General features: G+C 64.9%; 20 protein-coding genes. 11 read left to right on the top strand and 9 right to left on the bottom strand.

Annotated features, from left to right (window positions below; translation table 11 throughout):
• Positions 1-44: 44 nt before the first annotated feature.
• From ACI48I_RS10530 to ACI48I_RS10555, 6 genes are all read left to right on the top strand, one after another.
• Entirely contained in the window at positions 45-1,562 is a 1,518-nt protein-coding gene (locus ACI48I_RS10530) for an adenosine deaminase (protein WP_498574132.1), read from the top strand.
• 529 nt (positions 1,563-2,091) lie between these two features.
• The gene (locus ACI48I_RS10535; RefSeq protein WP_193686954.1) at positions 2,092-5,496 is read left to right on the top strand and encodes a TonB-dependent receptor; all 3,405 of its coding nucleotides are present in this window, start codon (positions 2,092-2,094) and stop codon (positions 5,494-5,496) included.
• Between the two features lie 168 nt (positions 5,497-5,664).
• Positions 5,665-7,371 carry a bifunctional metallophosphatase/5'-nucleotidase gene (locus ACI48I_RS10540; RefSeq protein ID WP_498574133.1) on the top strand — a complete coding sequence of 569 codons (1,707 nt, stop codon included), beginning with the start codon at positions 5,665-5,667 and terminating at the stop codon, positions 7,369-7,371.
• Between the two features lie 30 nt (positions 7,372-7,401).
• Positions 7,402-8,454, top strand: coding sequence for a S1/P1 nuclease (locus ACI48I_RS10545; protein WP_193686952.1), 1,053 nt, complete (start codon positions 7,402-7,404; stop codon positions 8,452-8,454).
• Positions 8,455-8,599: 145 nt separating this feature from the next.
• Positions 8,600-9,451 carry a MipA/OmpV family protein gene (locus tag ACI48I_RS10550; protein WP_193686951.1) on the top strand — a complete coding sequence of 284 codons (852 nt, stop codon included), beginning with the start codon at positions 8,600-8,602 and terminating at the stop codon, positions 9,449-9,451.
• Positions 9,452-9,574: 123 nt separating this feature from the next.
• The gene (locus tag ACI48I_RS10555) at positions 9,575-10,954 is read left to right on the top strand and encodes a hypothetical protein (RefSeq protein ID WP_498574134.1); all 1,380 of its coding nucleotides are present in this window, start codon (positions 9,575-9,577) and stop codon (positions 10,952-10,954) included.
• Positions 10,955-11,050: 96 nt separating this feature from the next.
• Here the strand turns inward: ACI48I_RS10555 and ACI48I_RS10560 are convergent, their stop codons facing one another.
• The 5 genes from ACI48I_RS10560 to ACI48I_RS10580 form a co-directional block, all read right to left on the bottom strand.
• Positions 11,051-12,019 carry an ABC transporter permease gene (locus ACI48I_RS10560; RefSeq protein ID WP_193686949.1) on the bottom strand — a complete coding sequence of 323 codons (969 nt, stop codon included), beginning with the start codon at positions 12,017-12,019 and terminating at the stop codon, positions 11,051-11,053.
• Positions 12,020-12,022: 3 nt separating this feature from the next.
• Positions 12,023-13,108 carry an ABC transporter permease gene (locus ACI48I_RS10565; protein ID WP_193688809.1) on the bottom strand — a complete coding sequence of 362 codons (1,086 nt, stop codon included), beginning with the start codon at positions 13,106-13,108 and terminating at the stop codon, positions 12,023-12,025.
• Positions 13,109-13,113: 5 nt separating this feature from the next.
• The gene (locus ACI48I_RS10570) at positions 13,114-14,643 is read right to left on the bottom strand and encodes an ABC transporter ATP-binding protein (protein WP_498574135.1); all 1,530 of its coding nucleotides are present in this window, start codon (positions 14,641-14,643) and stop codon (positions 13,114-13,116) included.
• 96 nt (positions 14,644-14,739) lie between these two features.
• A complete protein-coding gene (locus ACI48I_RS10575) occupies positions 14,740-15,741 on the bottom strand; it encodes a BMP family lipoprotein (protein ID WP_193686947.1) in 1,002 nt (333 codons plus the stop codon).
• A 381-nt stretch (positions 15,742-16,122) separates the two neighbouring features.
• Complete coding sequence (locus tag ACI48I_RS10580) at positions 16,123-16,995, bottom strand: alpha/beta hydrolase (RefSeq protein ID WP_498574136.1); 873 nt, start codon at positions 16,993-16,995, stop codon at positions 16,123-16,125.
• 241 nt (positions 16,996-17,236) lie between these two features.
• Between ACI48I_RS10580 and ACI48I_RS10585 the strand changes: the two genes are divergently transcribed.
• Positions 17,237-17,539: a YciI-like protein gene (locus ACI48I_RS10585; RefSeq protein ID WP_193686945.1), complete on the top strand. Its 303-nt coding sequence runs from the start codon at positions 17,237-17,239 to the stop codon at positions 17,537-17,539.
• Between the two features lie 44 nt (positions 17,540-17,583).
• Here the strand turns inward: ACI48I_RS10585 and ACI48I_RS10590 are convergent, their stop codons facing one another.
• Complete coding sequence (locus tag ACI48I_RS10590) at positions 17,584-18,756, bottom strand: NHL domain-containing protein (RefSeq protein WP_193686944.1); 1,173 nt, start codon at positions 18,754-18,756, stop codon at positions 17,584-17,586.
• A 179-nt stretch (positions 18,757-18,935) separates the two neighbouring features.
• Here ACI48I_RS10590 and ACI48I_RS10595 point away from each other — a divergent pair, with 179 nt between their 5' ends.
• From ACI48I_RS10595 to pcp, 3 genes are read left to right on the top strand one after another with little or no spacing between them, the layout of a single operon-like run.
• Positions 18,936-19,628 carry a DUF969 domain-containing protein gene (locus tag ACI48I_RS10595; protein WP_193686943.1) on the top strand — a complete coding sequence of 231 codons (693 nt, stop codon included), beginning with the start codon at positions 18,936-18,938 and terminating at the stop codon, positions 19,626-19,628.
• Positions 19,625-20,581 (top strand): DUF979 domain-containing protein, encoded by a 957-nt coding sequence (locus tag ACI48I_RS10600; protein WP_193686942.1) that lies wholly within the window; start codon positions 19,625-19,627, stop codon positions 20,579-20,581. Before ACI48I_RS10595 ends, ACI48I_RS10600 begins: the two co-directional genes overlap by 4 nt.
• 2 nt (positions 20,582-20,583) lie before the next feature.
• Entirely contained in the window at positions 20,584-21,222 is a 639-nt protein-coding gene (pcp, locus tag ACI48I_RS10605; RefSeq protein ID WP_498574137.1) for a pyroglutamyl-peptidase I, read from the top strand.
• 153 nt (positions 21,223-21,375) lie between these two features.
• Here the strand turns inward: pcp and ACI48I_RS10610 are convergent, their stop codons facing one another.
• From ACI48I_RS10610 to ACI48I_RS10620, 3 genes are read right to left on the bottom strand one after another with little or no spacing between them, the layout of a single operon-like run.
• Positions 21,376-22,290, bottom strand: coding sequence for a LysR family transcriptional regulator (locus ACI48I_RS10610; protein ID WP_193686940.1), 915 nt, complete (start codon positions 22,288-22,290; stop codon positions 21,376-21,378).
• Positions 22,291-22,300: 10 nt separating this feature from the next.
• Entirely contained in the window at positions 22,301-23,218 is a 918-nt protein-coding gene (locus ACI48I_RS10615; protein ID WP_193686939.1) for a pseudouridine-5'-phosphate glycosidase, read from the bottom strand.
• A gap of 15 nt (positions 23,219-23,233) precedes the next feature.
• Positions 23,234-24,343, bottom strand: coding sequence for a carbohydrate kinase (locus ACI48I_RS10620; RefSeq protein WP_498574138.1), 1,110 nt, complete (start codon positions 24,341-24,343; stop codon positions 23,234-23,236).
• 249 nt (positions 24,344-24,592) lie between these two features.
• Between ACI48I_RS10620 and xapA the strand changes: the two genes are divergently transcribed.
• Entirely contained in the window at positions 24,593-25,438 is an 846-nt protein-coding gene (gene xapA, locus ACI48I_RS10625; RefSeq protein ID WP_193686937.1) for a xanthosine phosphorylase, read from the top strand.
• Positions 25,439-25,448 lie beyond the last annotated feature (10 nt).

The following is a 25,448-nucleotide window of genomic DNA, read 5'->3' on the forward strand; positions in this document are numbered from 1 at the left end:
GTTAAAGTTGCGCGGCACCGTCAACCCGATACGAAAGTCCCGTCATGCAGAACACATTCAGCCGCAGCCTGCTGATCGCCCTGGCCGTCGCCGCCCCAGGCTTCGCGATCGCAAAGGAGCCGATCGCCGCATCGCGCCAGGCCAACGAAACGGCCACTGCGCGTCACTACGCAAGCCTGATCGCGGGCGCGGAACCCAAGCTGGCCGAGCTGACCATGTTCTTCACGCAGATGCCCAAGGGCGGCGACCTGCACCACCATTACTCGGGTGCGATCTATGTCGAGCAATACCTCGACTTCCTCGACCGCCAGGGCCTGTGCGTGAACAAGCAGACCTACCGCATCGAGCAGGACAAAGCCGTCATCGCGCTTGAACGCGCCAAGCCCGCCAGGGAGCGCAACTGCCTCTCCAGCGCCGAGGTCTATGCCGACGACTACACCTGGCGCGAGCTGGTGCAGCGCTGGTCGAACAAGGACTTCGACAACCACGGCGCCCTGAACCCGGCGCCGGACCGCCTGTTCTTCCAGACCTTCGGCTACTTCGGCCCGGTCTCGAACGCGAATTTCAAGGAAGGACTGCAGGAGCTGAAAAAGCGCGCGATCGCCGAGAACGTCAGCTATATCGAAACCATGTTCAAGATGGCGCCGGCAATTGCCAACGCCGAGTTCGACGCGCGCGCCTGGCAGCTGGCGAGCGACGACGCCGGCCTGACCACCGAGCTGGGCCGCGCCACCGAGGCGCTCGAACGCGACCCGGCCTTCGCGCAGTCGATCGCCGATTTCGTGGCGAAGATCGACGAAGCGGCCGCGGGCATCGACGACGAGCGCTTCACCATGCGCTACCAGACCTATGTGCTGCGCCTGTTAAATCCGTCGCAGGTGTTTTCCTCGATGCTGGCCGCGTTCAAATCGGCGAGCGCAGGGGGGAAGGTGGTCGGCGTGAATATCGTCGGCCAGGAAAGCACGATGGTGTCGATGCGCGACTACGCGCTGCACATGAAGATGTTCCGCTTCCTGAAGGCGCGCTACCCGGACGTCAAGGTCGCTCTGCACGCGGGCGAGCTGGCCCTGGGCGACGTGCCGCCGGAAGGCCTGAAGTTCCACATCGACCAGGCATTGACGGTGGCCGGCGCCAACCGCATCGGCCACGGCATCGACCTGGCCCACGAAGCAAACGCGCCGGCCATCCTGCGCAAGATGCGCCAGGACGACATCCCGGTCGAGATCAACCTGACCTCGAATGCGTTTATCAGCGGTATCAAGGACGAAAACCACCCAGTCACCCTGTACCGCAAATACGGCGTGCCCTATGTGATCTCGACCGACGACGCCGGCGTCACGCGCCACACGCTGTCGCAGGAATACGTGCTGTTCGCGAGCCGCTACAAACCGGATTATGCGGAACTCAAGAAGACCTCGTACAACAGCATCCGCTACGCCTTCCTGCCTGCCGCCGACAAGGCGCGCCTGACGCGCCAGCTCGACACGCGCTTCGCCGGCTTCGAAGCGGAGGTGGCGAAACTGGCGAGAACTGTTGTGCCGGAGCGACGTACGGCACGCTGATCTCGATGTTCTGTAACGGCAGCGCAACGCTGCCGTTTTTGTGTGCGCACCAGCGCATGCACCGTTGTGGAACAGACAAATATTAGTGTTTCTTTAATGTTTGTGGTCAAGTCGCCACAAATTTCTCGGGGCCACCCGGGGATTGTCGAAAATATTTAGCAAAATATTTCAGTCAAGAATGCCTTCCGTATAATCGCGCCTTGTGATTTTGCTCGTGGGAACCCCGGTTGGTGTGCAAATGCACGTTTTTTGGGCGATTAAGAGGTCGGTAGTCTAAATCGGCAACTAAAAACGTATTTGTGCCTCCAAGGACACTCATGCATATTTGTTGTTGTTAGTAAATATGCTTTAAGTTTTTTCAAGGGTGAGCGTAACAGGGATGACATCTTTCCTGTCTACAATCGCCCGGTCCTGGGGAAGCCGGCAGTACGCCGCTGCGGTGCGTAGCATTCGAAGGTTGCAGTACTTGTAAAGAGGGGCGCTTACCGAGCGCCCACATAACTATTAAGTCTATTTTGGGGTTTTTATAATGATCACTCAACAACAGATCCGGCTGACCAAGCTGGCGCTGGCTTTGTCGATTGCGTTGTCGGCGGTGCCGACGTTCGCACAGAACACCACCTCGGCCATCGGCGGTCGCGTCTCGAGCGCGGACGGTGCGCCTGCGGCCGGTGCCCAGGTGTCGATCGTCCACACGGAGTCGGGCTCTGTCAGCAACGTGGTGACCGACGCCCAAGGGCGTTACGTCGCACGCGGCCTGCGCGTTGGCGGTCCGTACACGATCATTATCACCAAAAACGGCGTCTCGGAAAAACGTGAAAACGTCTATGTCCAGCTGGCCGAAACCGCATCGATCGACGCCACCCTGGGCGCCGCCGCCATGCAGACCGTGACCGTCACCGGCACGGCCAACCGTTCGGAGCGTTTCAACCGCACGTCGATGGGCGCCGTGACCAGCATCGGCGCCACCGAACTGGCCACCCAGGCATCGATCCAGCGTAACCTGCAGGACTACGCCCGTTCCGACCCACGCGTGTCGCAGACCGACAAGGAACGCGGCGAAATGTCCGTCGCCGGCCAGAACTCGCGCTACAACTCGATCACCGTCGACGGCGTCGCCATCAACGACACCTTCGGCCTGGAGTCGAACGGCAGCCCGACCGCGCGCCAGCCACTGTCGATCGAAGCGATCCAGTCGGTGCAGGTCAACGTTGCCAACTACGACGTTACCCAGAAGGGCTACACCGGCGCAAACGTCAACGCCGTGACCAAGTCGGGCACCAACACCTGGAAGGGCGGCGCCTACTACGTCTACCGCGACGACAGCATGTCCGGCAAGCGCTACAACAACGTCGCCGACACCTATAGCGACGTTCCTAAATTCAAGGAAGACACCAAAGGCCTGTGGGCCAGCGGTCCGCTGATCGAAGACAAGCTCTTCATCTACGCCCTGACCGAAAAATCGAAGAGCACCCGTGCGATTCCTGACTTCGGCATCGTCGGCTCGAGCGCCGGCACCATCGTCCCGATCACCGCGTCCGCTGTCGCCAGCGCCCAGCAGATCGCCAAGGACGTCTACGGCATCGACGTCGGCAGCATCGCCACCACCGGCGGCGAGCTGACCTCGGAAGAGCAGCTGCTGAAAGTCGACTGGAACATCAGCGACGACCACCGTGCGAACTTCCGCTACGGCAAGACCAAGCAGACCGAACCAATCTTCCCATCGTTCTCGGCCACCGGCGTGACGCTCGATTCGATGTACTACCGGAATAACAAGAAGATCGAAACCGCGGTTGCCCAGGTCTTCTCGGACTGGACCCCGACCTTCTCGACCGAAGCGCGTATCTCGATGCGCGACTACGACGCGATCCCGGACAACAATTCGCGCCTGCCTTCGATCGGCCTGAGCTTCAGCGGCCCGCTCCCGGCCGGCACCCCGTCGGGTACCCAGACCGGCTCGCGCTTCATCAACTTCGGTACCGAAAACTCGCGCCAGCGTAACATCCTCGGCACGAAGACCATGGACTACTTCGCCGGCGCCAACTGGACGCTGGGCGCGCACGAAGTCAAGTTCGGCCTGGACTACAGCAAGAACGAGGTGTACAACGCCTTCCTGCAGAATATCTACGGTAACTACACCTTCGCTTGCGACAACACGCTCAACGCGAGTGTCTGCAGCAAGTCCGGCGTGACCACCGCGGAAATCGAAGCGGCCGTGCTGAGCAACTTCCGCAACGGCAAGCCGACCTCGTACACCCTGCAAACCGCCGCACCGGGTTCGTCGCTGGACAACGCCGTTGCCGACTTCACGATGAACAACACGGGCCTGTTCGTGCAGGACACCTGGACCATCAACAAGCAGCTGACCGTGAGCGCAGGCGTCCGTGTCGACGAGACCGGTGTCGGCGGTACGCCGCTGCGCAACAGCGCCGCCGCCGCGCCTGTGATCGCAGGCACCGGCCAGTTCGGTCGCCAGACCGGTGGTTTCGGCTACGACAACACCGTCACCGTCGACGGCCAGAAATTGTGGCAGCCACGCGTCGGTTTCAACTACAAGTTCGACCGCGCCCTGCCAACCCAGATCCGCGGTGGCGCCGGCCTGTTCCAGGGTGCCGCGGCAACCGTCTGGATGTCGAACCCGTTCTCGAACCCGGGCGTTGCGACCCGCATCATCAACTGCTCGGGCACCAGCTCGAACCGTTGCCCGACCGACCGCAGCATCTTCAGCTTCAATCCTGATGCACAGCCGACCAACGTCGGTTCGCCACCGGCGGCCAACGTCGACATCCTGGATCCAAGCCTGAAGCAGCCGTCGATCTGGAAAGCCAACCTGGCCTTCGATACCGAACTGCCATGGGGTGGCATCGTCTTCGGTGCCGAGTACCTGTACACCAACAACAAGTCCTCGATCTACTACGAGCACCTGAACCTGGGTGCACCGACCGCAACCGGTAGCGACGGCCGCCAGATGTTCTGGAACGCCGCCGGCCTGGCTGCTGCCAGCTACAGCGCCAACAACGGCACGGTCAGCACCAAGTCGGGCATCACCACGACTTCGCGCGCCCGCAACAACCAGGCGTTTGCCGACGTGCTGCTGGCGAAGAACTCGAGCAAAGGCGACGGCAACCTGATCACGCTGTCGCTGTCGCGTCCGCTGACCAAGGGCCTGGGCTGGTCGGTTGCCTACACCCGCACGGATGCAACCGAAGTCTCGCCGCTGACCTCGTCGGTGTCGAACTCGAACTTCCGCGCCCGCTCGGTATTCAACCCGAACGAAGAAGTGGCAGCGAACTCGGCCTACCTGGTGAAGGACCGCGTCAACGCGCTGGTTAACTTCCAGCAGAAGTTCATCGGCACCTACAACACCCGTATCGGCGTGTTCTACGAAGGCCGTTCGGGCAAGCCGTACAGCTGGACCTACAAGAACGACCTGAACGGTGACGGCGTTGCCGGTAACGACCTGATGTACATCCCGAAGGCACCAGGTTCGGGTGAGGTCGCGTTCTACGGCGCCACCGATGCGGAACGCGCTGCCACCGAGGCACGTTTCTGGGACATCGTCAACAGCCAGTCGGACCTGCGTGACGCAGCCGGCGGCGTGGTTGGCCGCAACAAGAGCTTCTCGAAGTGGACCAACACCGTCGACCTGCGCCTGAGCCAGGAAATCCCGGGCATCTTCAAGCGCAACAAGGCAACGTTCACGCTGGACTTCCTGAACTTCGGCAACCTGCTGAACAAGAAGTGGGGTCATATCGAAGAAGTGCCGTTCGCTTCGGCCGGCGGTAACGTGCGCGGCTTCGTCGACTACGCCGGTCTGGATGCACAAGGCCGCTACGTCTACGCGGTCCGCAACAAGGCCGACGACGTGACGATCAAGCAGCAGAAGAACGAATCGCAGTGGGCAATCCAGGCAACCCTCAAGTACGAGTTCTAAGTACTGAATTCGCAGCTTGAGTGATGAACGGCCGGTGGCGACACCGGCCGTTTTTTCGTTTCAGGATGAAAGGGTGCGGCGGCTGTAAAGATGGCCGCGCGCATCCCTACGTGCAATAATTCGGCTCGCCCTGCAGGGTGTTCCCGACTTCATCAGCAAAGGTAATGTATGACCGTTTCCCCGCGCGCCCGCGCCCGTTTGTCCATTCTGGCGCTGGCCCTGGCTGCCGCCGGCTGCACCACCGCGCCGCGTGGTCCGGTCACATTGAACCTCGTTGCCATCAACGATTTCCACGGCAACCTCGAGCCGAGCAAGTACAGCTATACCAGCGCCGCCACGGGCAAGAGCGAAACCTTGAGCGCGGGCGGCATCGAAGCCTTGAGCGGCGCACTTGCCGCCTGGCGCAAAGAGGATAAAGATCTGCTGTTCATCGGCGCGGGCGACCTGATCGGCGCCAGCCCGGCGCTCTCTTCGATGTGGGCCGACGAGCCGAGCATCGAGGCGATGAATTTGCTCGGCCTGCGCTTGTCGTCGGTGGGAAACCACGAGTTCGACCAGGGCCGCAAGGAGCTGCTGCGCCAGCAGGCCGGCGGCTGCGATTCGCCGCGTCCGGGCAAGGCCTGCCGGATCATGCCGAACTACGGCGGCGCGCGTTTTACGTATCTCGCCGCGAACGTGCTCGATAGCGCCACCGGCAAGCCCTTCATGCCGGCCTGGCGCATCGAGACCGTGAAAGGCGTGAAAGTCGGCGTGGTCGGCGCGGTGCTGCAGGGCACCGCCTCGGTCGCGGTGGCCTCGGCGATTGCCGGCCTGGACTTCATCGGCGAAGCCGAAGCCATCAACCGCGCGCTGCCGCAGATGCGCGCCGAGGGTGCGCAGGTCTTCGTCGCCCTGATCCACGAAGGCGGCCACACGGCCACGCCGCCAGACCAGCCGGCCTGCAACGATCTAAAGGGCGGCATCGTCGACATCGTGAAGCAGCTCGACCCGGCGTTCCGCCTGGTGATTACAGGCCACTCGCACCAGGGCTATTTGTGCAAGGTCGACGGGCGCGTCGTGACCCAGGCCGATGCGGCGGGGCACCTGCTGTCGCGCATCGCCGTGAAGGTCGACCCGGCCAGCGGCCTTGTGTCCGACATCGACGTGCGCAACGTCGTCATGAACCCGGAACTGTTCCCGGCCGATCCGAAAGTCAGCGCCTTCCTCGCCAACGTCAAGGAGCGCAGCCGCGCCGCGCTGGCCCGTCCGCTGGGCAAGCTGGGCACGCCGACGGTGGCGCGCAAGGCAAACGAAGCAGGGGAGTCGCCGCTCGGTAACCTGATCGCCGACGCCGTGCTGGCCGCGACCCGGGCGCAGGGTGCCCAGATCGGCTTCATGAACAATGGCGGTATCCGCAAGGACCTCGAGACGTCGGATGCCGCGCTGACCACCAACTTCGGCCACGCCCAGGCGGTGCTGCCCTTCGGGAATACCCTGGTCGTGCTGGACCTGACCGGCGCCCAATTGCGGCGCCTGCTGGAACAGCAGTGGCAGCGTCCGAGCGCCTCCGGCGCCACCATCCTGCAAGTGTCGCAAGGCCTCACGTACACCTGGGACGAGACGCGTCCGGCCGGCCAGCGCCTGGTGCCGGGCAGTCTGAAGTTCATGGGCGCGCCGGTCGAGGACAGCAAAACCTATCGCGTGGTCGCGAACAACTTCCTGGCCGAAGGCGGCGATAATTTCCCGGAATTTGCCAGGGGCACGAACCGGGTCGACACGCATATCGTCGACCTCGACGCGCTGAGCGACTACATCGCGAAACACCCGGGCGCCGGCGGCGCGAATGCCGGCCTGGCCCCATCGACGCGCATCGACAAAGTGCGCGCGCAACAATAACCGCAGCACCGCACAAACCAAGGAACCACCATGAAAAAACTAGCTTGTGTCCTCGCGCTCGCCAGCGCCTTTACGTCGGTCGACGCCCTGGCCTGGGGCGGCGACGGCCACCGCGCGGTCGGCGCCATCGCCGACAAACTGCTCAAGGGCACGAATGCCGAAAAGCAGATCGCGGCCCTGCTGCTGCCGGGCGAGTCGCTGGAAGCCATCGCCAACTGGCCGGACTGCGTGAAGGGCACCTATTGCGGCCCGCAGTCGCCGGAAATGGTGGCCTACACGGACGCCAATCCGAAGCACAGCGAGTACCACTACACCGACGTGCCCTTCCAGCTGGCGCACTACCATGACGGCGCGGTGGGTACGGCCGAGGTCGACATCGTCCAGACCCTGAAGCAGTGCATCGCGGTCCTGCAGGGCAAAACCGACCCGGCCCTGAACCCGCACAAGTTCACCAAGCGCCAGGCCTTGATTTTGCTGACCCACATGACCGGCGACATCCACCAGCCGCTGCACGTGGGCGCTGCCTTCGTTTCCAGGGACGGCAAGTTCGTGGTGCCGAAGAGCCATGCGGAAGTCGACGAAGCGGCGATCTTCGACTCGCGCGGCGGCAACAACCTGCTGCTGGACGACCAGAAGCTGTCCGAGCTGAGCGCGAACCTGATTCCGCCGGGCGATCCGAAGCCGGTCAAAGAGGGCGTGCCGAAGGCGCTGACGAAACCTTTCCACTCGTACTGGGACAGCACCACGGTCGACTACGCCTTCCGCCGCGTCCGTACCAAGACGCCGGAACAGTTCGCGCAGTTCGCGATCGACAGCAAGCCGGTGATCAAGGCGAACACGGGCGAGCCGGCGACCTGGCCTTACCAGTGGGCGGACGACGCGCTGGTGGTGTCGAAATTCGCCTACGCCGACGTGGTGCCGGGCAAGATCACGCCGCAAATCAGCAAGAAGGGCGAGACCTATTACACCTTCGCCCTGGAAGTGCCGGCCAATTACCCGGTGCCGAGCTCGCAGATCGCCAAGGAACAGCTGATCAAGGGCGGTTACAAACTGGCGGAAGTGCTGAAGGCGATCTACGGCTAAGCAATCCCGCAAGTCCAGTCGTCATGAAGGCCGCGGCGGTGACGCCCCGGCCTTTTTTCTGGGGCCAGCCGTGCGGCTGGGCCGGCCCGGCCGCGGCTAGAATGGCGTTTCCGGCGCGCCGCGCCGCCCTTGACCGGATAACCGCATGAACCGCCGCCTCCTTGCCTGCCTTGGCCTGTGCCTGAGCACGGCCGCCCGCGCCCAATCCGGAGTCGATTCCGACGTGGCGCCCGAGTCCCGTCCCGGCCAGCCGCTGTGGGAACTGGGCCTGGCGGGCGGCGTCGTCAGCACGCCCTCGTATCCCGGCGCGGCCGACCGCGAGACGCGCGGCCTGGCGCTGCCGCTCGTCATCTACCGCGGCAAGGTATTCCGTTCCGACCAGTCCGGTATCGGCGCGCGCCTGTTCAAGACCGACGCCGCCGAACTCGACGTCGGCCTGGCCGCCTCGCTGCCTGCCCGTTCCGACGACGTGGCGGCGCGTGCCGGCATGCCCGACCTGGGCGCGCTGGCCGAATTCGGTCCGCGCCTGAAACTGCGCCTGGCGCGCTTCGATGCGCAAAGCGGCCTGCGCGCCGAGCTGCCCCTGCGCGCCGTGATCGAAGTACGCAGCGGCCTGCGCCACCAGGGTTATACCTTCGAGCCGCGCCTGGTCTACGAGCGGCGCAGTCTTGACGGCAAATGGCTGTTCGACACCCATCTCGCCGCGGTCGTCGGCGACGGCAAGATCAACCGTTATTTCTACGAGGTGCGGCCCGAATTCGCGACCGCCACCCGACCCGCCTACAGCGCGGACGCCGGCCTGATCCTGGTCCGCGCCGGGGTATTCGCCGCGCGCGTGGTCAACCGCGACCTGCGCGTCTACGGCTTCCTGCGCGCCGAGAACTATGGCTCGGGCGCCAACCGCGACAGTCCACTGCACCTGCGCGACAATGGCTTGTCGGCGGGCTTCGGGCTGTCGTGGACCATCACGCGCTCGGCGCGGCTGGCGAGCGACTGAGGCGCAATAGCGACGCTCAGCGGCGCTCGCTGGAGGCTTCTGGCAAGACATTGTTCGTTCGCAATCCAGCAGGGTTCCCGCACGGAAGAATGGGCTGTTTTCACTTCCTTCCAAGGAAAGAACATGCGCATTCGAACCATGTACTTCTGCTATTGCCTGGCCGTGCTCGGCGTGCTGCTTGGGGTGCCGGCCATTGCCGCCCCTGATCCCTGGCTCGACCACAACGGCCGCCTGCCGGCGCGCTCGGACTACGCCGGGCCGCTGTTCAAACTCAGCCATGACTATCCATCCGGCCTGCCGGCCCCGCACATGCCCTGGCGCACCGCGATCGGCAACCTGCCGATCAGCACCGCGAACGCCGCCGCCTACACGCAAGCCCTGAAAGACAGCGTCGCCCGCGACATGGTGGCCTTGCTGCTGGACGACGGCGGCTGGGACCCGGGCCGGCGCGGCTGGTACAACGATCCCTGGCTGGGCGCCCAGCGCGAAGCGATCCACGGCATGCTGGTCGGGATCGAACGGGTCGACGACGCCATGTTTGCGAAGAGCGGCCTGACGAAACCATTTACGACCTATGTCCTCACCTGGTACAACCGCACGGCGGCACAAACGCTGGGCGCGATCTGGCGTGACCCGCAGGCGCCGCAGCTCGGAGGGGGCGCCACCCAATATGCCGAAGGCTCGATCACGGTGAAGCTGGCCTTTACGACGGCCGGTCCCGCCGAATGGCCGGCGATGCGCGGCGCGCTGTCCTGGCCGATGATGATGACGACGAATGCCGCCACCGGGCAGTTCGACCGCCCGACCCTGGGCAAGGGCCACCTGATGCAGGTCGACATCGTGGTGAAGGACACGCAGTCGGCGCCGCAGACCGGCTGGGTGTTCACGACCCTGGTCTACGACCGCAACACGCGTCCGGGCAGCCGTGGCGTATGGGACCAGATGGTGCCGCTGGGCGCGCAATGGGGCAACGATCCGCGGGTCGACAGCGCCGCCACGCCGGGCGCGCCGCTGTTCGAAAGCTGGATCAATCCGAACGCGCCCCTGTACGCCACCGAGACGCTCGGCTGGGGAGGGCGGCTGTCGGGACCGAACGACCATGGCGCCAACGATATCTCGGTGGTGAGGGGCGGGCAGCGCAGCCTGCTGCGGCGGGCCGGCAATTCGTCCTGCCTCAGCTGCCATGGGACCTCGCAGTGGAATCCCGCCAATCCGGCGAAGGGAATGAGCGCCTTCCTGATGCCGCTGGCGCCGCCGGATGCCGACAGCGCGCCGAACGCCGGCGCTCCCTATTTGAATTCGCCCGCGCCGGGATCAAGCGAATGGCTGCGCTGGTTCCAGAACCGTCCGGGCAATGTGCCGATGGACGCGGGCAGCGTGGCCGGGGACTACGACCTGGCGCTGACCTTCCGCGTGCTGCCGGCCTGGCAGGAGGCGCGCAGCGGGAAGAAGCATGCGTCGCAGAAGCTCGATGCGGGTGGGGTGCCACTACAGCGGGAATAATGGGCGGTGGGCACGGGGCGCCCACCCTGCAGTTGCCAGGTGTCCAGGCAAAAAAAAGGCGGCCCGCAGGCCGCCCCTCGTTTGATACGTGTCCGATCAGCGCGACTTGACGAACGGCTTGCCGATCGCCTTCGGCGCCACCGACTTGGCCATCAGTCCGGCCAGCACGACCACCGTCACGACGTACGGGATCATCTGGATCAGCGAACCCGGGATGCGGCCGACCAGCGGCAGGTCGCGGCCTTCGAGCTGGATCTGCACGGCCGTGAAGAAGCCGAACATCAGGCAGCCGAGCACGGTGTGCAGCGGACGCCAGTTGCCGAACACCAGCGCGGTCAACGCCAGGTAGCCGGCGCCGGCCGACATGTCGCGCAGGAAGAAGCCGCTCTGGACGATCGACAGGTAGGCGCCCGAGAACGAGCACAGTACGCCGGCGACGAGCATCGCCAGGTAGCGCGTCTTCTCGACCGAGACGCCGGCCGCGTCCGCCGCATGCGGGTTTTCTCCGCAGGCGCGCAGGCGCAAACCAAAACGGCTGTGATACACCACCCAGTGCACCACCGGCAGCAGCAGGAAGGCCAGGTAGACCAGCGGCGAATGGCCGCCGAGCACACGGCCCCACAGCCAGCCGAGGAAAGGCAGGTTTGCCAGCGCTTCGGTCCCCGGCAGCACGATGTTCGGGAGGCGCGCGTCGCCCAGGTCCGGCGTGCGCCCGCCCTGCTGGAAGATGTACTGGGCGACGACGAAGGTCAGGCCGCTCATGGCGATGTTGATGGCGATGCCGGCCACCAGCTGGTTGCCCTTCTGGGTGATCGACACGAAGGCCTGGACCATGGCGATTGCAACCGAGACCGCCATGCCCGCGACGATGCCGGCCCAGGGATTGTGGGTGCTGTAGGCAACGGCGGCCGACACGAAGGCCGAGGCGAGGATCTTGCCTTCGAGCCCGAGGTCGACCACGCCGCTGCGTTCGGCGAACAGGCCGGCCAGCGCGGCGAACATCAGCACCGGCGCGCTGCGGATCATCGAGACGATGACGGCGGCGGCGAAATCAAAGAATTCCATGGCTTATCCCTTGCGTGTTGCGTTGATCAGTTTCAGGAGCGCCGGCGCGTAGAAGTGTTCCATCGCGCCGCAGAACAGGATGATCAATCCCTGGATGAAGATGAAGGTCTCGACCGGGATGTTCGGTTTTTCCAGCGAGAGGTCGAAGCCGCCCTGGATCAGCGCGCCGAACAGCACCGACGACAGGAAGATGCCGACCGGGTGCTGGCGGCCCATCAGGGCAATCGCGATGCCGACGAAGCCGGCGCCGGCCGGGAAGTTCAGGCTCAGGTAATGGGTCGACCCCATGATCGAGTTCACCGCCGCCAGGCCGGCGAGCGCGCCCGAGATCAGCATCGCGACGATGATCATGCGGCTGATGCGCACGCCGGCGTAGTGGGCCGCGTGCTGGTTCAGGCCCGTCGCGCGCAGCTGGTAGCCCCAGGCCGAACGCGAGACCATCACACCGTAGACTGCCAGCGCGACGATGGCGATCGGGAAGCCGATGTTCAGCGGCGAGTCGCCGAAGAAGGAGAACCAGGTGTTCAGGGTCGGCAGGGCGGCGGCATCGGAAAAGACGCGGCTGGCCGGGTTTTGCTCGCCCTCGGGAAGCAGCGCCTTGACGATGATGAAGTTCATCAGGTTGGCGGCGATGAAGTTGAACATGATGGTCGTGACCACCACGTGGCTGCCGCGCCGGGCCTGCAGGTAGCCCGGCAGGAAGGCCCACAGCGCGCCGAACAGGGCGCTGCCCAGCAGCGCCAGCGGAATCAGCAGCCAGGGCGAGAGCGTGGCGTCGAATGCCAGCATCGCGAGCGTCAGGCCCAGCCCGCCGAAATACATCTGGCCTTCTGCGCCGATGTTGAACAGGCCCGCCTTCATGGCGATCGATACCGCCAGGCCGGTGAAGATGAAGGTGCTGGCGTAGAACAGGGTATAGCCCAGGCCTTCCGGATTGACGACCGCGGAGTTGATCAGGATCTTCATCGATTCGACCGGGCTTTCGCCCAGCAGATGGATGACGAGCGCGGCGACCAGCAGGGCCGACAGCAGGTTCAGGACCGGCAGGGCGAAGCCTGTCGCCCAGCGTGGCAGTTCGGTGGTTTTCATCTGTTTCATGACTTGTGCATGCCGCCCATCAGGAGGCCGATGCGGGTGGTGTCGAATTCGTCGATATTCAGTTCGCCGGTGACGCGGCCGCCCGACATGACCACGATGCGGTCGGCCAGTGCGCGTACTTCTTCCAGTTCCACGGACACCAGCAGGATCGCCACGCCTTCGTCGCGCAGGCGCAGCAGCTGGGTGTGGATCGATTCGATGGTGCCGATGTCGACGCCGCGGGTCGGCTGGCCGACCAGCATCAGTTTTGGTGCCGCCGACACTTCGCGCGCGATCACGACCTTTTGCTGGTTGCCGCCCGAGAGCAGGCCGATACGCAGGTCGGGATTGTTCGGACGCACGTCGAAGGCCTGCAGCAGGTGCGCGCAGCGCTTGGCGATCGCATCGAAGTCGAACAGGCCCCAGCGGTTCTTCACACGGTCCTGGTAGCCGAACACGGTGTTTTGCATCACCGAGAAATCTTTGATCACACCGTCGCGCAGGCGGTCTTCCGGCACGTGGCCGATGCCGAGCTTGCGGAAGGTGGCCGGCAAGCCGTCGGCATTCGTGCGGCGCCCGAAGGGCAGGGGCTTGCCCTCCAGCTCGACCTGGCCCGAGGTCGGCAGGCGCATGCCGGCCAGGATTTCCATCAGTTCGCTCTGGCCGTTGCCGGAGACGCCGGCAATCGCCACGATCTCGCCCGCGCGCACGTTCAGGTCGATGTCGGCCAGCAGCTGAACGCCGTTCGCGTCCTTCAGCTGCAGGTTCGACACTTTCAACACCGGCGCGCCTGGGTTGAAAGGTTTGCGCGGCAGGTTGCCCTCGATCGGGCGGCCCACCATCATGTTGGCCAGCTGCTCTTTCGAGGTCTCGCGGGTCGCCACGGCGCCCGACACGCGGCCGGCGCGCAGCACCGTCACCTGGTCGGTGATGTCCATGATCTCCTGCAGTTTATGGGTGATCAGGATGATGGTCTTGCCCTGCTCCTTGAACAGGCGCAGGATCTCGAACAGGGACGCGGTTTCCTGGGCAGTCAGCACGGCGGTCGGCTCGTCGAGAATCAGGATGTTGGCGCTGCGGTAGATCTGCTTGAGGATCTCGACGCGCTGCTGGGCGCCCACGGATAAATCGTGGATGGTTGCCAGCGGATCCACATCGAGGCGGTAGCGGCTGCAGATCTCGCGTAGCTTTCCTTCGACTTCGGCGCGCTTCGCAGCCAGTTTGAAACCACCCTCGGCGCCGAGCATGACGTTGTCGAGCACGGTCATGTTCTCGACCAGCATGAAGTGCTGGTGCACCATGCCGATGCCGAGATCGATGGCTTCCTGGCTGCTGCGGATGGCGCGCGCCTGGCCGTCGATCAGGAGCTGGCCACTGTCGGCGTGATAATAGCCGTACAGGATGCTCATCAGGGTGGATTTGCCGGCGCCGTTCTCCCCGATGACGCCATGGATGGAACCCTTGGCGATCGTGAAGCTGACGTCAGCGTTCGCTTGCACCGGCCCGAAGGCCTTGCTTATGTTGCGAAATTCTACGGCTGGCTGCATAGCGATCAGTAGTGAAAAAGTGAATGCATTCATTCAAAAGCGCGCCGCGCCGGGGGAACCGGCGCGGCGCGCTTTGGTTTTTTGAAACTTAAAAAATTAAACCGGGCAGCTGCTTGCGGCGCGGTAGTCGATGACCTTGATCTTGCCGTTGATGATGTCGGCCTTCACGCCATTGACGCGCTTTTCCATTTCGGGCGAGACGACCTTGCGGTTGTCCTTGTCCAGCACCCAGTCGACGCCGCCTTCCTTCAGGCCTTTATAGGTGGTGCCGGCCTTCCAGGTGTTGTTCTTGACTTGCATGAACGCGTCGTAGATCGCGACGTCGACGCGCTTGACCATCGAGGTCAGCATCGAGCCCGGATGCAGGTAGTTCTGGTTCGAATCGACGCCGATCGCCAGTTTTCCCTTTTCCTTGGCCATCTGCAGCGCGCCCATGCCCGAACCGCCGGCAACGGCGAACACGACGTCGGCGCCGCGGTCGAATTGCTGGCGTGCCAGCTCGCCGCCCTTGGCCGGGTCGTTCCAGGCCGCGCTGGTGGTGCCGACCATGTTCGACATGATCTCGATCTTCGGCTGCTGGGCCTTCGCGCCCTGGCTGTAGCCGCAGGCGAATGCGCGGATCAGCGGGATGTCCATGCCGCCGACGAAACCGATCTTCTTGGACTTGGAGGCCATCGCGGCGGCGACGCCGACCAGGTACGAGCCTTCCTGTTCCTTGAACATGATCGAGTTCACGTTCGCGCCTGGCGCGATCGAGTCGATCAGGACGAATTTGACTTTCGGGAATTCCTTGGCGACCTTGGCCACGGCCTGGGTCTGCGAGAAGCCGATGGCGGCGATCATGTCGAGCTTCTTGCGCGCGAGGCCGCGCATCACCTGCTCGGCCTGGGTATCGCTGTTGGCCTGGACTTCGATATACGGGATGTTGGTCTCTTTCTTGAAGCGCTCGGCGCCTTCGAAAGCGGACTGGTTGAACGACTTGTCGAACTTGCCGCCGGCATCGTAGACGATGCCCAGCTTCGGCGCCGGCGCTTGCGCCATGGCGCTGCCGGCAATGAACAAAGCCGCAATCGTCGTGCTGAGTTGCTTGAATTTCATGAATGAGCTCCTGGAATTTCGATATTGTACCCGGCGCAACGGCTGCGTTGGGAGGGCTAAGCTAGAGGCAAGGCTCTCGACACACCACCGCAATGCGTTCTGGCGCGTGATGCCGTGCGGATTGTGTCAGCCCCGGACGTTTCATGGGGTTACGATTTGTATCGAAACCTTTCCCCCACACAGCGCGGGCGCGAATGTCGCGCCATCACAACAATGAGAGGGGGAGAGGGCCGGCCATGCGCCGCGTGATCCGATGCCGGAATCCTGCAGCTCAACCTGTCAAATATGCATCAGTCCACTGCTGCAAGGCAAATACGATTTTACTTGGCAATTTATTCGGTGGAAATATAAATGCCGACAAGATTCGGCAATTTTTTTCCATCAAGCCACAGTTTCGATGAGCTGGGGCGCCGCCAGGGGCTGGCTGAAGCGCTGGGTAAGGAAGCCGGCGATGCGCGTTTGCGTCGCTTCCAGGTAGGGGATATTCATGTGGTCCGAGCCGGGGACGATGTCGTCGAGGATCAGGTTGGCCAGCTTTTCGCAGAGCTGGTCGGTATGCGAATGCGGCACGATGTCGTCGCTCTCGGCGCGCAGCACATAGGTCGGCACCTTCAGCGAAGGCGCGTGCTTGATCGACTCGAAGCGGTGGCGCAGCATGTACTCGATCGGCATTGCACGGAATTTTTTCTTGGCGATGGCGAGGATCGAATCGTAGGGCGTGATCAGCACCACCGAGTGCGCCGCGCGTTCCTTGGCGACCTGTACCGCCACGCCGGAACCGAGGCTGCGCCCGACGACGGCAATGCGGCGTGCGTCGACCTGGCCCAGGGCGGCCAGCCAGTCGAACAGGGTACAGCCGTCTTCGACGAGCAGGGTTTCGTCGGGGATGCCGTGGGAATTGCCGTAGCCGCGGTAGTTCAGCGCCAGCACCGTCATGTTCGGAAACAGGTTGCCGGCGTCGCGCACGACCCAGGACACTTCTTCCGAGCGCCCGCCGAAATACAGCACGGCCGGACGCGGGCCCGGGGTGCGCGGCGTCATCAGCCAGCCGCAGAGGCGGGTGCCGTCTTTCGCGCGCAGCACGATCGGACGGGTACGGTGGCCGCTGCTGCGCGGGCTGTTCACTTCGGGGATGACGGTGGGGTTGAACACCAGCCGGCGCTGGTTGGCTGCAACGGCCGCCGTCAGGCCGAGCCACAACACGCTGGCAAAGCCCGCCATTCCCGCCGCCATTTTTTTGCTCGATGTGTTCATGCTGCCAGTCTACCTCGTCGGTAGAGAATGTTCTGTGCGCCATGTCGCAATGCACCGCAGCATAAAGATTTGTCGGCGGGGGAGTGTGTTTTTCGCTACAGAAACACAATCAGGCGCAGGCAGGCATCGCTACCTGATCGATTGGACAGCAGGAGTGCGGATCGGTTCGTTCGCCCGGTACGCCGCGGCGGCTTCGGGTAACATGAAGGACGATTGTTCATCCAACAATGAAGGAAGCGCCGTGCATTATCTCCTCACCTACGACCTCGCCCCCGACTACCTCGAGCGCCGCGCCGAGTTCCGCAACGAACACCTGAAACTGGCCTGGGAATCCCAGGAGCGCGGCGAGATCGTGCTCGCCGGCGCCCTCGGCGAACCGGCCGACCGCGCTCTGCTCGTCTTCAACTGCGACAGCCCCGAGATACCGCAGCTGTTCGCCGCGAAAGACCCGTATGTCACGCATGGCCTGGTGCGCGCTTTCCACGTGCGCCCCTGGAATACGGTGGTCGGCGACATGGCGGCCACGCCGGTACGGCCCGAGTAGTCCACGATCCCACGCTCCATGCGTGGGCCGCGCGGCATGAGGCTTCAGCGCGGCACCAGTTTTAATATCAGGTTGTGCGAGGTCACGGCCAGCACCCCTGCACTGAGTGCCGCAATCCCTCGCGGCGCGTTCAACCCGCCCGGCAATGGGCCGAGCACATTGTTCTGGCTGCCGGGCACCCCGACGACGGTGCTGACCGCGTTCGAGGTGCTGATGCGCCGGATGGTGCCGTTGCCGGTGTCCGCCACGTACATGTCCCCGGTGCCGTCGAGCGTGAGCCCGGCGGCGCGGCACAGGCGTGCATTCGCGCCGGTGCCGTCGGCGCTGCCGCATTGTCCCGCGGCGCCGGCGATGGTGCGCACCTCGCCCGCGGGCGAGATTTCGCGGATCGTCGAGTTGCCGGTATCGGCGACGTACAGGTAGCCGGCGTTGTCGACTTCGATGTCCTGCGGCTCGCAAAAGCGCGCTGCACTACCGCGTCCGTCGCTGCTGCCGCAGGCGCCCGCTGCTCCGGCCACGGTCGTCACCTTATTCGCGCGGTCGATGCGGCGGATGGTGTGGTTCAGGGTGTCGGCCACGTACAGGTTGCCCTGGCGGTCGATCGCGATCCCTTGCGGCGAGCAGAAGCGGGCGTTGCGCGCGTCGCCGTCGACGCTGCCGCACTGGCCCGCCGCGCCGGCCAGCGTGGTGACGGCGCCGGCGGCGCTGATCCGGCGAATCAGCGAATTGCCGGTGTCGGTGACGTACAGGTTGCCGTCGGCATCGGCCTCGAGCCGGGTCGGCGAATTGAAGCGCGCGCTGGTGCCGGCGCCATCGAGGCTGCCGATCGCCCCGACGCTGCCGGCGAAGGTGACCGCCACGCCCTGGGTCGAGACGCGGCGGATCGTGGCGCTGTTCTTCTCGGCGACGTACAGGTTGCCGTCGGGCGCACTGACGACGCCCTCGGGCGCATCGAAGCGGGCACTCGACCCCGAACCGTCGAGCGAGCCGCCGCAGGTCGGGCACAGGCCGCCGGCGATCAGGAAAATGCCGGTCTCGGCGTTCGGACGGCCGTGGTCCGGACGGTCGGGCCGGTCCGGGTAGTCGTCGTGATAGTCCGTATAGCCGAAGCCGATCGCCACGCCCCCGCCACAAGCGGCCAGCGTGGCGCACAGCACGACCGGGCCGAGCCGTCTGGCCCAGCGGCGCAGAGAGTGGAACAGGGCGGGCAGGCGCATGGTGTCTCCTTGTCGGTGGCAGGTGTTCCTGCCGTTTATGCCCCCGAGGTTAATCAAGAGGTGCCTCCCGGGCATGAGCGCGATCAAGCGTGCGCGGGTGGGCCGATCGCTTCGGTGTTTCGTCTACGCAAGCTCGCTTCGGTTACACTCCTCTCGCCAAATTTCAAGCCGGAGAGTGCATGCAAACCGCCGTCAACCTGTGGCCACTGCTGGGCGTGGCCGTCATCGCCGCCGGCTTCCTGCTGCGGGCCAATCCCGTACTGGTCGTGGTGGCCGCCTGCGGCGTCACCGGGGCCGCGGCCGCCATGCCTTTCATGCACGTGCTCGAGTCGCTCGGCACGGCCTTCATCAAGACCCGCAACCTGCCGCTGGTGCTGCTGCTGCCGCTGGCGGCGGTCGGCCTGCTGGAGCGCTTCGGACTGAAGGAGCATGCGATGGCGAGCATCGCGAAAATCCGCTCGGCCACCAGCGGGCGCCTGCTGATCGTGTATCTGTTCCTGCGCGAGATCTCGGCCGCCGCCGGCCTGACCAGCCTGGGTGGGCAGCCGTCGATGGTGCGTCCGCTGGTCGCGCCGCTGGCCGAGGGCGCGGCCGAGGCGCGCATTGGTACGCTGTCCGATGCGCTGCGTTACCGCATCCGTGCGATGGCGGCGGCCACCGACAACGTCGGCCTGTTCTTCGGCGAAGACATCTTCGTCGCCTTCGGCGCCATCGTCCTGATGCAGACCATCCTGCGCGCCGAAGGCATCGAGGTCGACCCGATGCGGATGGCGCTGTGGGGCATCCCGACGGCGGTATGCGCCTTCGTCATCCACAGCTGGAACCTGTGCCGGCTCGACGCCGCGATTCGCCGCGAAGGGGAGGGCAAGTGATCTTTTCGCTCAATGTCCTTTACCTGATGGTCGGCTTGCTGCTGGCTTTCGTGGCACTCCTGACCGCGCTCGACCGCGGCCACCCGCGCCGTTTCACGTCGGCCCTGTTCTGGGGACTGTACGCGGCCGTCTACCTGGTGGGCGATTTTCTGCCGCCGGCCCTGGCCGGGGCGCTGATGATCGCGATGGCGCTGCTGGCCGGCTGCGGTCTTGTCAAGCCGGGCAAGCACGGAACGCTGGAAGCGGACGAACGCCGCGCCAGCGCCGCCCGCCTGGGCAACCGCCTGTTCCTGCCGGCGCTGGTCATTCCAGTCGTGACCGTGCTCGGGGCGACCGTGCTGAAGGACGTCCGCATCGGTGACTGGGCCCTGTTCGACAAGGCCCACCTGACCCTGGCCTGCCTCGGCCTGGCCTCGCTGCTGGCCCTCGGCGCGGCCTGCCGGCTGACCCGCGCCAGTCCGCTGCAGGGCCTGCGCGAGGCGCGCCGCCTGGTCGATGCAATGAGCTGGGCGGTGACCTTGCCCCATATGCTGGCGGTGCTGGGCCTGTTGTTCGCCGAAGCCGGCGTCGGCAAGGCGGTGGCGCAAGTGACGACCTCGTGGATCGCCGCCGACTCGCGCCTGGCGGCCGTCGCCCTGTATTGCGTCGGCATGGCACTCTTCACTATCATCATGGGCAATGGCTTCGCGGCCTTTCCGGTGATTGCCGGCGGCATCGGGGTGCCGGTGCTGGTAGGGCGCTTCGGCGCCGATCCGGCGATCATGGCTGCCATCGGCATGTTCAGCGCGTATTGCGGCACATTAATGACACCGATGGCGGCGAACTTTAATATCGTCCCGGCGGCGCTCCTGGAGTTGCCCGACAAGAACGCGGTGATCAAGGCGCAGATTCCGACCGCGCTGCCGCTGCTGGCGGCGAACATCGTCCTCCTCTACTTCCTGATGAATCGATAGCGATGAAAAAGACTGTCTTGCTGACCGGCTTCGAGCCCTTCAACGGCGCAACCATCAATCCGGCCTGGGAGGCGGTGCGCGCGCTCAAGGGCTGGGTGGATGGCGATTTCATGGTCGAAATCCTGCAGCTGCCCTGCGTCTTCGGCCAGGCCAACCGGGTGCTGTGCGGCGCGGTCGACGAAATCAAGCCCGATGTCGTGATCGCCGTCGGCCAGGCCGGCGGCCGCGCGGATTTGACCGTCGAACGGGTCGCGATCAATGTCGACGACGCGCCGATCCTCGACAACGACGGGCAGCAGCCGGTCGATGCGCCGATCGCGGCCGACGGTCCGGCGGGCTATTTCGCCTCTCTGCCGGTCAAGGCGATCGTGGGCGCGATGCGCGAGCGCGGGCTGCGTGCGTCGGTATCGCAGACGGCGGGTACCTTCGTCTGCAATCACGTGTTTTATGGGCTGATGCACCACCTGCAGGGGCGGGATGTGAGCGGCGGCTTCATTCACGTGCCATATCTGCCGGAGCAGGCGCCGGACGGCGCGCCGTCGATGGCGCTTGCGCAGATTGTCGAGGGTTTGAAGGTGGCGATCGAGGTGGCAGTGCGGGGTGGCGGAGATCAGACCACAGTGGGTGGAGCCACCCACTAGTCTGAAGCGAAGTTCGTAGGGTGGACTCCTGAGTCCACGCGTGCGACGGTGGATATGTGCTTGCGTTGAATTTAATCGGTTCGCACGCATGACGGAATCCACCTGGCGCCGCCGTACATTCACCGGTGGTCCGCGTGGGCACAAGTGCCCACCCTACGGTGCGCCACCGTCTCCGTCCGGCTTGAGGATCTTCAAAAACGCCCTGACCACCGGCGCATCGTCCTGGCTGGTGTACGTGATATACAAATTCGCCGACGGCGTATTCGCCTTGATCGGCACGAACACCACCCCCGGCCAGCCGATCCGGCTGGTCGTCTCCGGCAGCAGTGCCACCCCCAGGCCCGCGCCGACCATCGCCAATAAAGTCTGCGGCTCGGCCGCTTCCTGGAAGATGGTCGGCTGGAAGCCTGCATTCACGCAGCATTGGATCAGGTAACGCGGCTCGGCCGACTGGCTCAGGTGCAGGGTCAGCATCGGCTCGTTGGCGATGTCGACCAGGTCGATCGCCTCGCGCCCGGCCAGTGCGTGGTTCTTGTGCACGGCCACGCAGACGTTCTCGCGGAAGCACAGTTCCTGGTGCAGGTGCGCCGCCTTCAGCTCTTCTTCCTCGAGGCGCGGCTCGCGCCAGAAGCCGACGTCGATCTGCTTCGAGCGCAGCGCCTCGAACTGCTCGTCGGGGCCGAGTTCGTGCAGGGTCCAGGTGACTTTCGGGAATTCGCTCTGGAAGCGCTCCAGCAGGCTCGGGATCGGCCCCCACATCGCCGAGCCGACGATGCCCACGCGCAGGCGCCCGACTTCGCCGCGGTCGATCTGGCGGATGGTGTCGATCGTCATGCGCATGCGGGCCAGCAGGTCGGCCGCTTCCGTCATCAGCGCCTTGCCGGCCACGGTCAGCTCGAAGCTGCGCGTGGTGCGCGCGAACAGGCGCACGCCGAGTTCCGATTCCAGCTTCATGATCTGCTGCGAGAGCGGCGGCTGCGAGATGTGCAGGCGCTCGGCGGCGCGGCTGAAGCTTTTTTCCTCGGCCACGGCGAGGAAGTATTTCAGCTGTTTCAGGTCGATCGACATGGTGTGTGATTTATGCGGCGTGAGCGTTCAAGGCGACGGCCAGGCGTGCACCGACCAGGGCATTATGCTCGACCAGGGCGATATTCGTGGCCAGGCTGCGGCCCCCGGTCAGCTCCTTGATGCGCGCCAGCAGGAAGGGTGTCACCTTCTTGCCCGTCACGCCCTGTTCGCCGGCTTCGCGCAGGGCCTGTTCGGTGATGCGGTCGATCTCTTCCTTCGGCATCGCGAACCCCTGCGGCACCGGGTTGCTGACCACGACACCGCCCTTTAAACCGAGCTGCCACTTGGTGCGGATGAAGCTGGCCTGCTGCTCGGCGCCGTCGATCCGGAAATCTGCATCGAAGCCGCTCTCGCGTGTAAAAAAGGCGGGGAAGCCGGGCTGGCCGACGCTCACCACCGGCACGCCGTGGGTCTCCAGGTACTCGAGGGTGAGCCCGATGTCGAGGATCGACTTGACGCCGGCGCAGACGACGGCGACGCTCGTATGCGCCAGCTCCTGCAGGTCGGCCGAAATATCGAAACTGGTCTCGGCGCCGCGGTGTACGCCGCCGATGCCGCCGGTGACGAAGACTTCGATGCCGGCCAGCTGGGCGCAGATCATGGTCGCGGCAACGGTGGTCGCGCCCAGCAGGCGCTGCGACAGCACATAGGCCAGGTCGCGCCGGCTCACTTTGATTGCATCGGGTGCGGTTCCCAGCGTTTCGAGCTGCGCATCGGACAGCCCGATGCAGATCTTGCCGTCCATGATGGCGATCGTGGCCGGCACGGCGCCGGCGTCGCGGATGATCTGTTCGACCTTGCGCGCGGTTTCCACGTTCTGCGGATAGGGCATGCCGTGCGAGATGATGGTCGACTCGAGCGCGACGATGGGGCGGCCGGCATTGCGCGCGGCGACGACTTCGGGGGAGAACAGCAGGAAGGAGTGCATGGGGATTCCAGTATGTTAGATAAGGGCGCCGAAGGTTTCCGGCGCCAGTTGCGGACAGACCGTCTCGCGGCATTCGATGGTGAGGGTGGCGAGCTGCAGGCCGCGGCGGCAGGCCAGCGCCAGGTCGGTGCCGCCGCCGTGCAGCGAGAGGCAGACGGCGGCGGAGAAGGCGTCGCCGGCGCCGGTGACGTCGACCACCTTTGCCGGCGGCGCGTCCAGCCGTTCGACGCCGTTTGGCGTCGTGAACAGCACGCCGCGCGGCCCCAGCGTGACGACGACGTCCTGCGCGCCCTGCGCCTGCAGTTCGCCGCAGGCCGCTGCGAGGTCGTCGTCCTGTACTACGCGACCGAGGCGGGCACCGAGTTCGCCCCGGTTCAGGATAATCAAACGTACGCCCTGCAGCGATGCCGGCAGCCGGTTCATCTTCGGCTCCGAGACCGCGACGATGACGAGATCGACGCCGTCGCGCGCGGCGTCCAGCTGCAGCGTTTCGATCGCGTCGCGGCCCAGGTTCAGGTCCGCCACGATCAGCGAGGCGCCGGCGCGCTGCTGCCGGCGCAGGTCGAGAAGCGCGGGCGTGATGCGGTCGTAGAGCGCCATGTCGGCCAGGGCTACCACCATCTGGCCATCGTGGTCGAGCACTGCGGTATAGGTGCCGCTGGCGGCGTCGTCCAACCGCAGGCAGCCGCGGGTGTCGATGCCGGCGCCGTCGGCATGGGCGAGCAGGGCGCTGCCGGAGGAGTCGTTGCCGACCGCCGTGATCAGGCCGACCTTTGCTCCCATCCGCGCCAGGTTCTCGGCGATGTTGCGCGCCACGCCGCCGAAGGATTCGACCGCGCTGGCCGGGTTCGAGCTGCCCATCGCCAGCGGGCCCGATGCGCGCAGCTTGCGGTCCAGGTTGGCCGCGCCGATGCACAGGATCGGCCGCTCGCTTGGCAGCACATAGGCGCGCCCGAGCAGGCGCCGTTCGCGTACCAGGCTGGCGATGTAGCCGGCCACCGCCGAACGCGACAGATTGAGTTCGGTAGCGAGCTCGTTCTGCGCGATGAAGGGATTGGCGCGGATCAGCTCATACAACTGTTCTTTTTTCGGAAGCTCGGTCACGGTCGGGGTCGGTTTCAACAAATGTTTATCAATGCTAGACAGATGTTTGGATGGCGTCAACCCATATCGGCGGCACCACAGTATGTAGCGGGATTTAGTCGGCTCTCATATAAATGAGCAAGAGAAATGGTATTTGCCATACATATCCCGGATAATGCATAGTTATAATAATTTCTGGTCTTCGTACGCCCGTTCTGTGGCGCCGGGCCGCTCCCCTGTACAGCCGGCACGACTGCCTCCCTCATCTTGGATTCAACAGAAGGAAACCTCATGTCCAGCAATACCCCATTCGAAGCCGCCGAGATCATTCGCGCCCGCAAACCAGGGTTCGAGCCGCGCGTGGCGATGATCCTCGGCTCCGGCCTCGGCGTGCTTGCCGAGCAGATGCTGGACGCGGTCTCGATCAGCTACTCGGAACTGCCGGGCTTCCCGATCAGCACCGTGCACGGGCATGCGGGCGAACTCGTGCTGGGTACCCTGGCCGGCGTGCCGGTCGTCTGCATGAAGGGCCGCGGCCACTTCTACGAAGGCTATGGCGCCAACGTCATGACCTCGGCCGTGCGCACCTTCAAACTGCTGGGCTGCGAGATGCTGCTGGTGACGAATGCCGCCGGTTCGCTGCGCCCCGAAGTCGATGCCGGCAGCGTCGTCGTCCTGTCGGACCACATCAACCTGCTGCCGGGCAGCCCGATGGCCGGTCCGAACGACGACCGCTTCGGCCCGCGCTTCTTCAGCATGGCCAATGCCTATGACGCCGAGCTGCGCGCCCTGGTCAAGGAAACCGCGGCCGCCAAAAACATCACCATCGCCGAAGGCGTGTATCTCGCCGCGCCGGGTCCGAACTTCGAGACCGCCGCCGAAATCCGCGCGTTCAGGACGATGGGCGCCGACGTCGTCGGCATGTCGGTGGTGCCGGAAGTGATCTCGGCCCGCCACTGCGGCCTGAAAGTGGTCGGCATCTCGGCCATCACGAACCTGGCGGAAGGCCTCTCGCCCTTCCCGCTGTCGCACGAGCAGACCCTGAAGTACGCGGCGATCGCAGCCAAGGACCTGGTCACCCTGATCCATTCGTTCACCGAGCGCCTGGCGGCCATTCCACGCGCAGCCGCTCAATAATCGAGGACTT

This window comes from Massilia sp. LXY-5 (assembly GCF_059801075.1).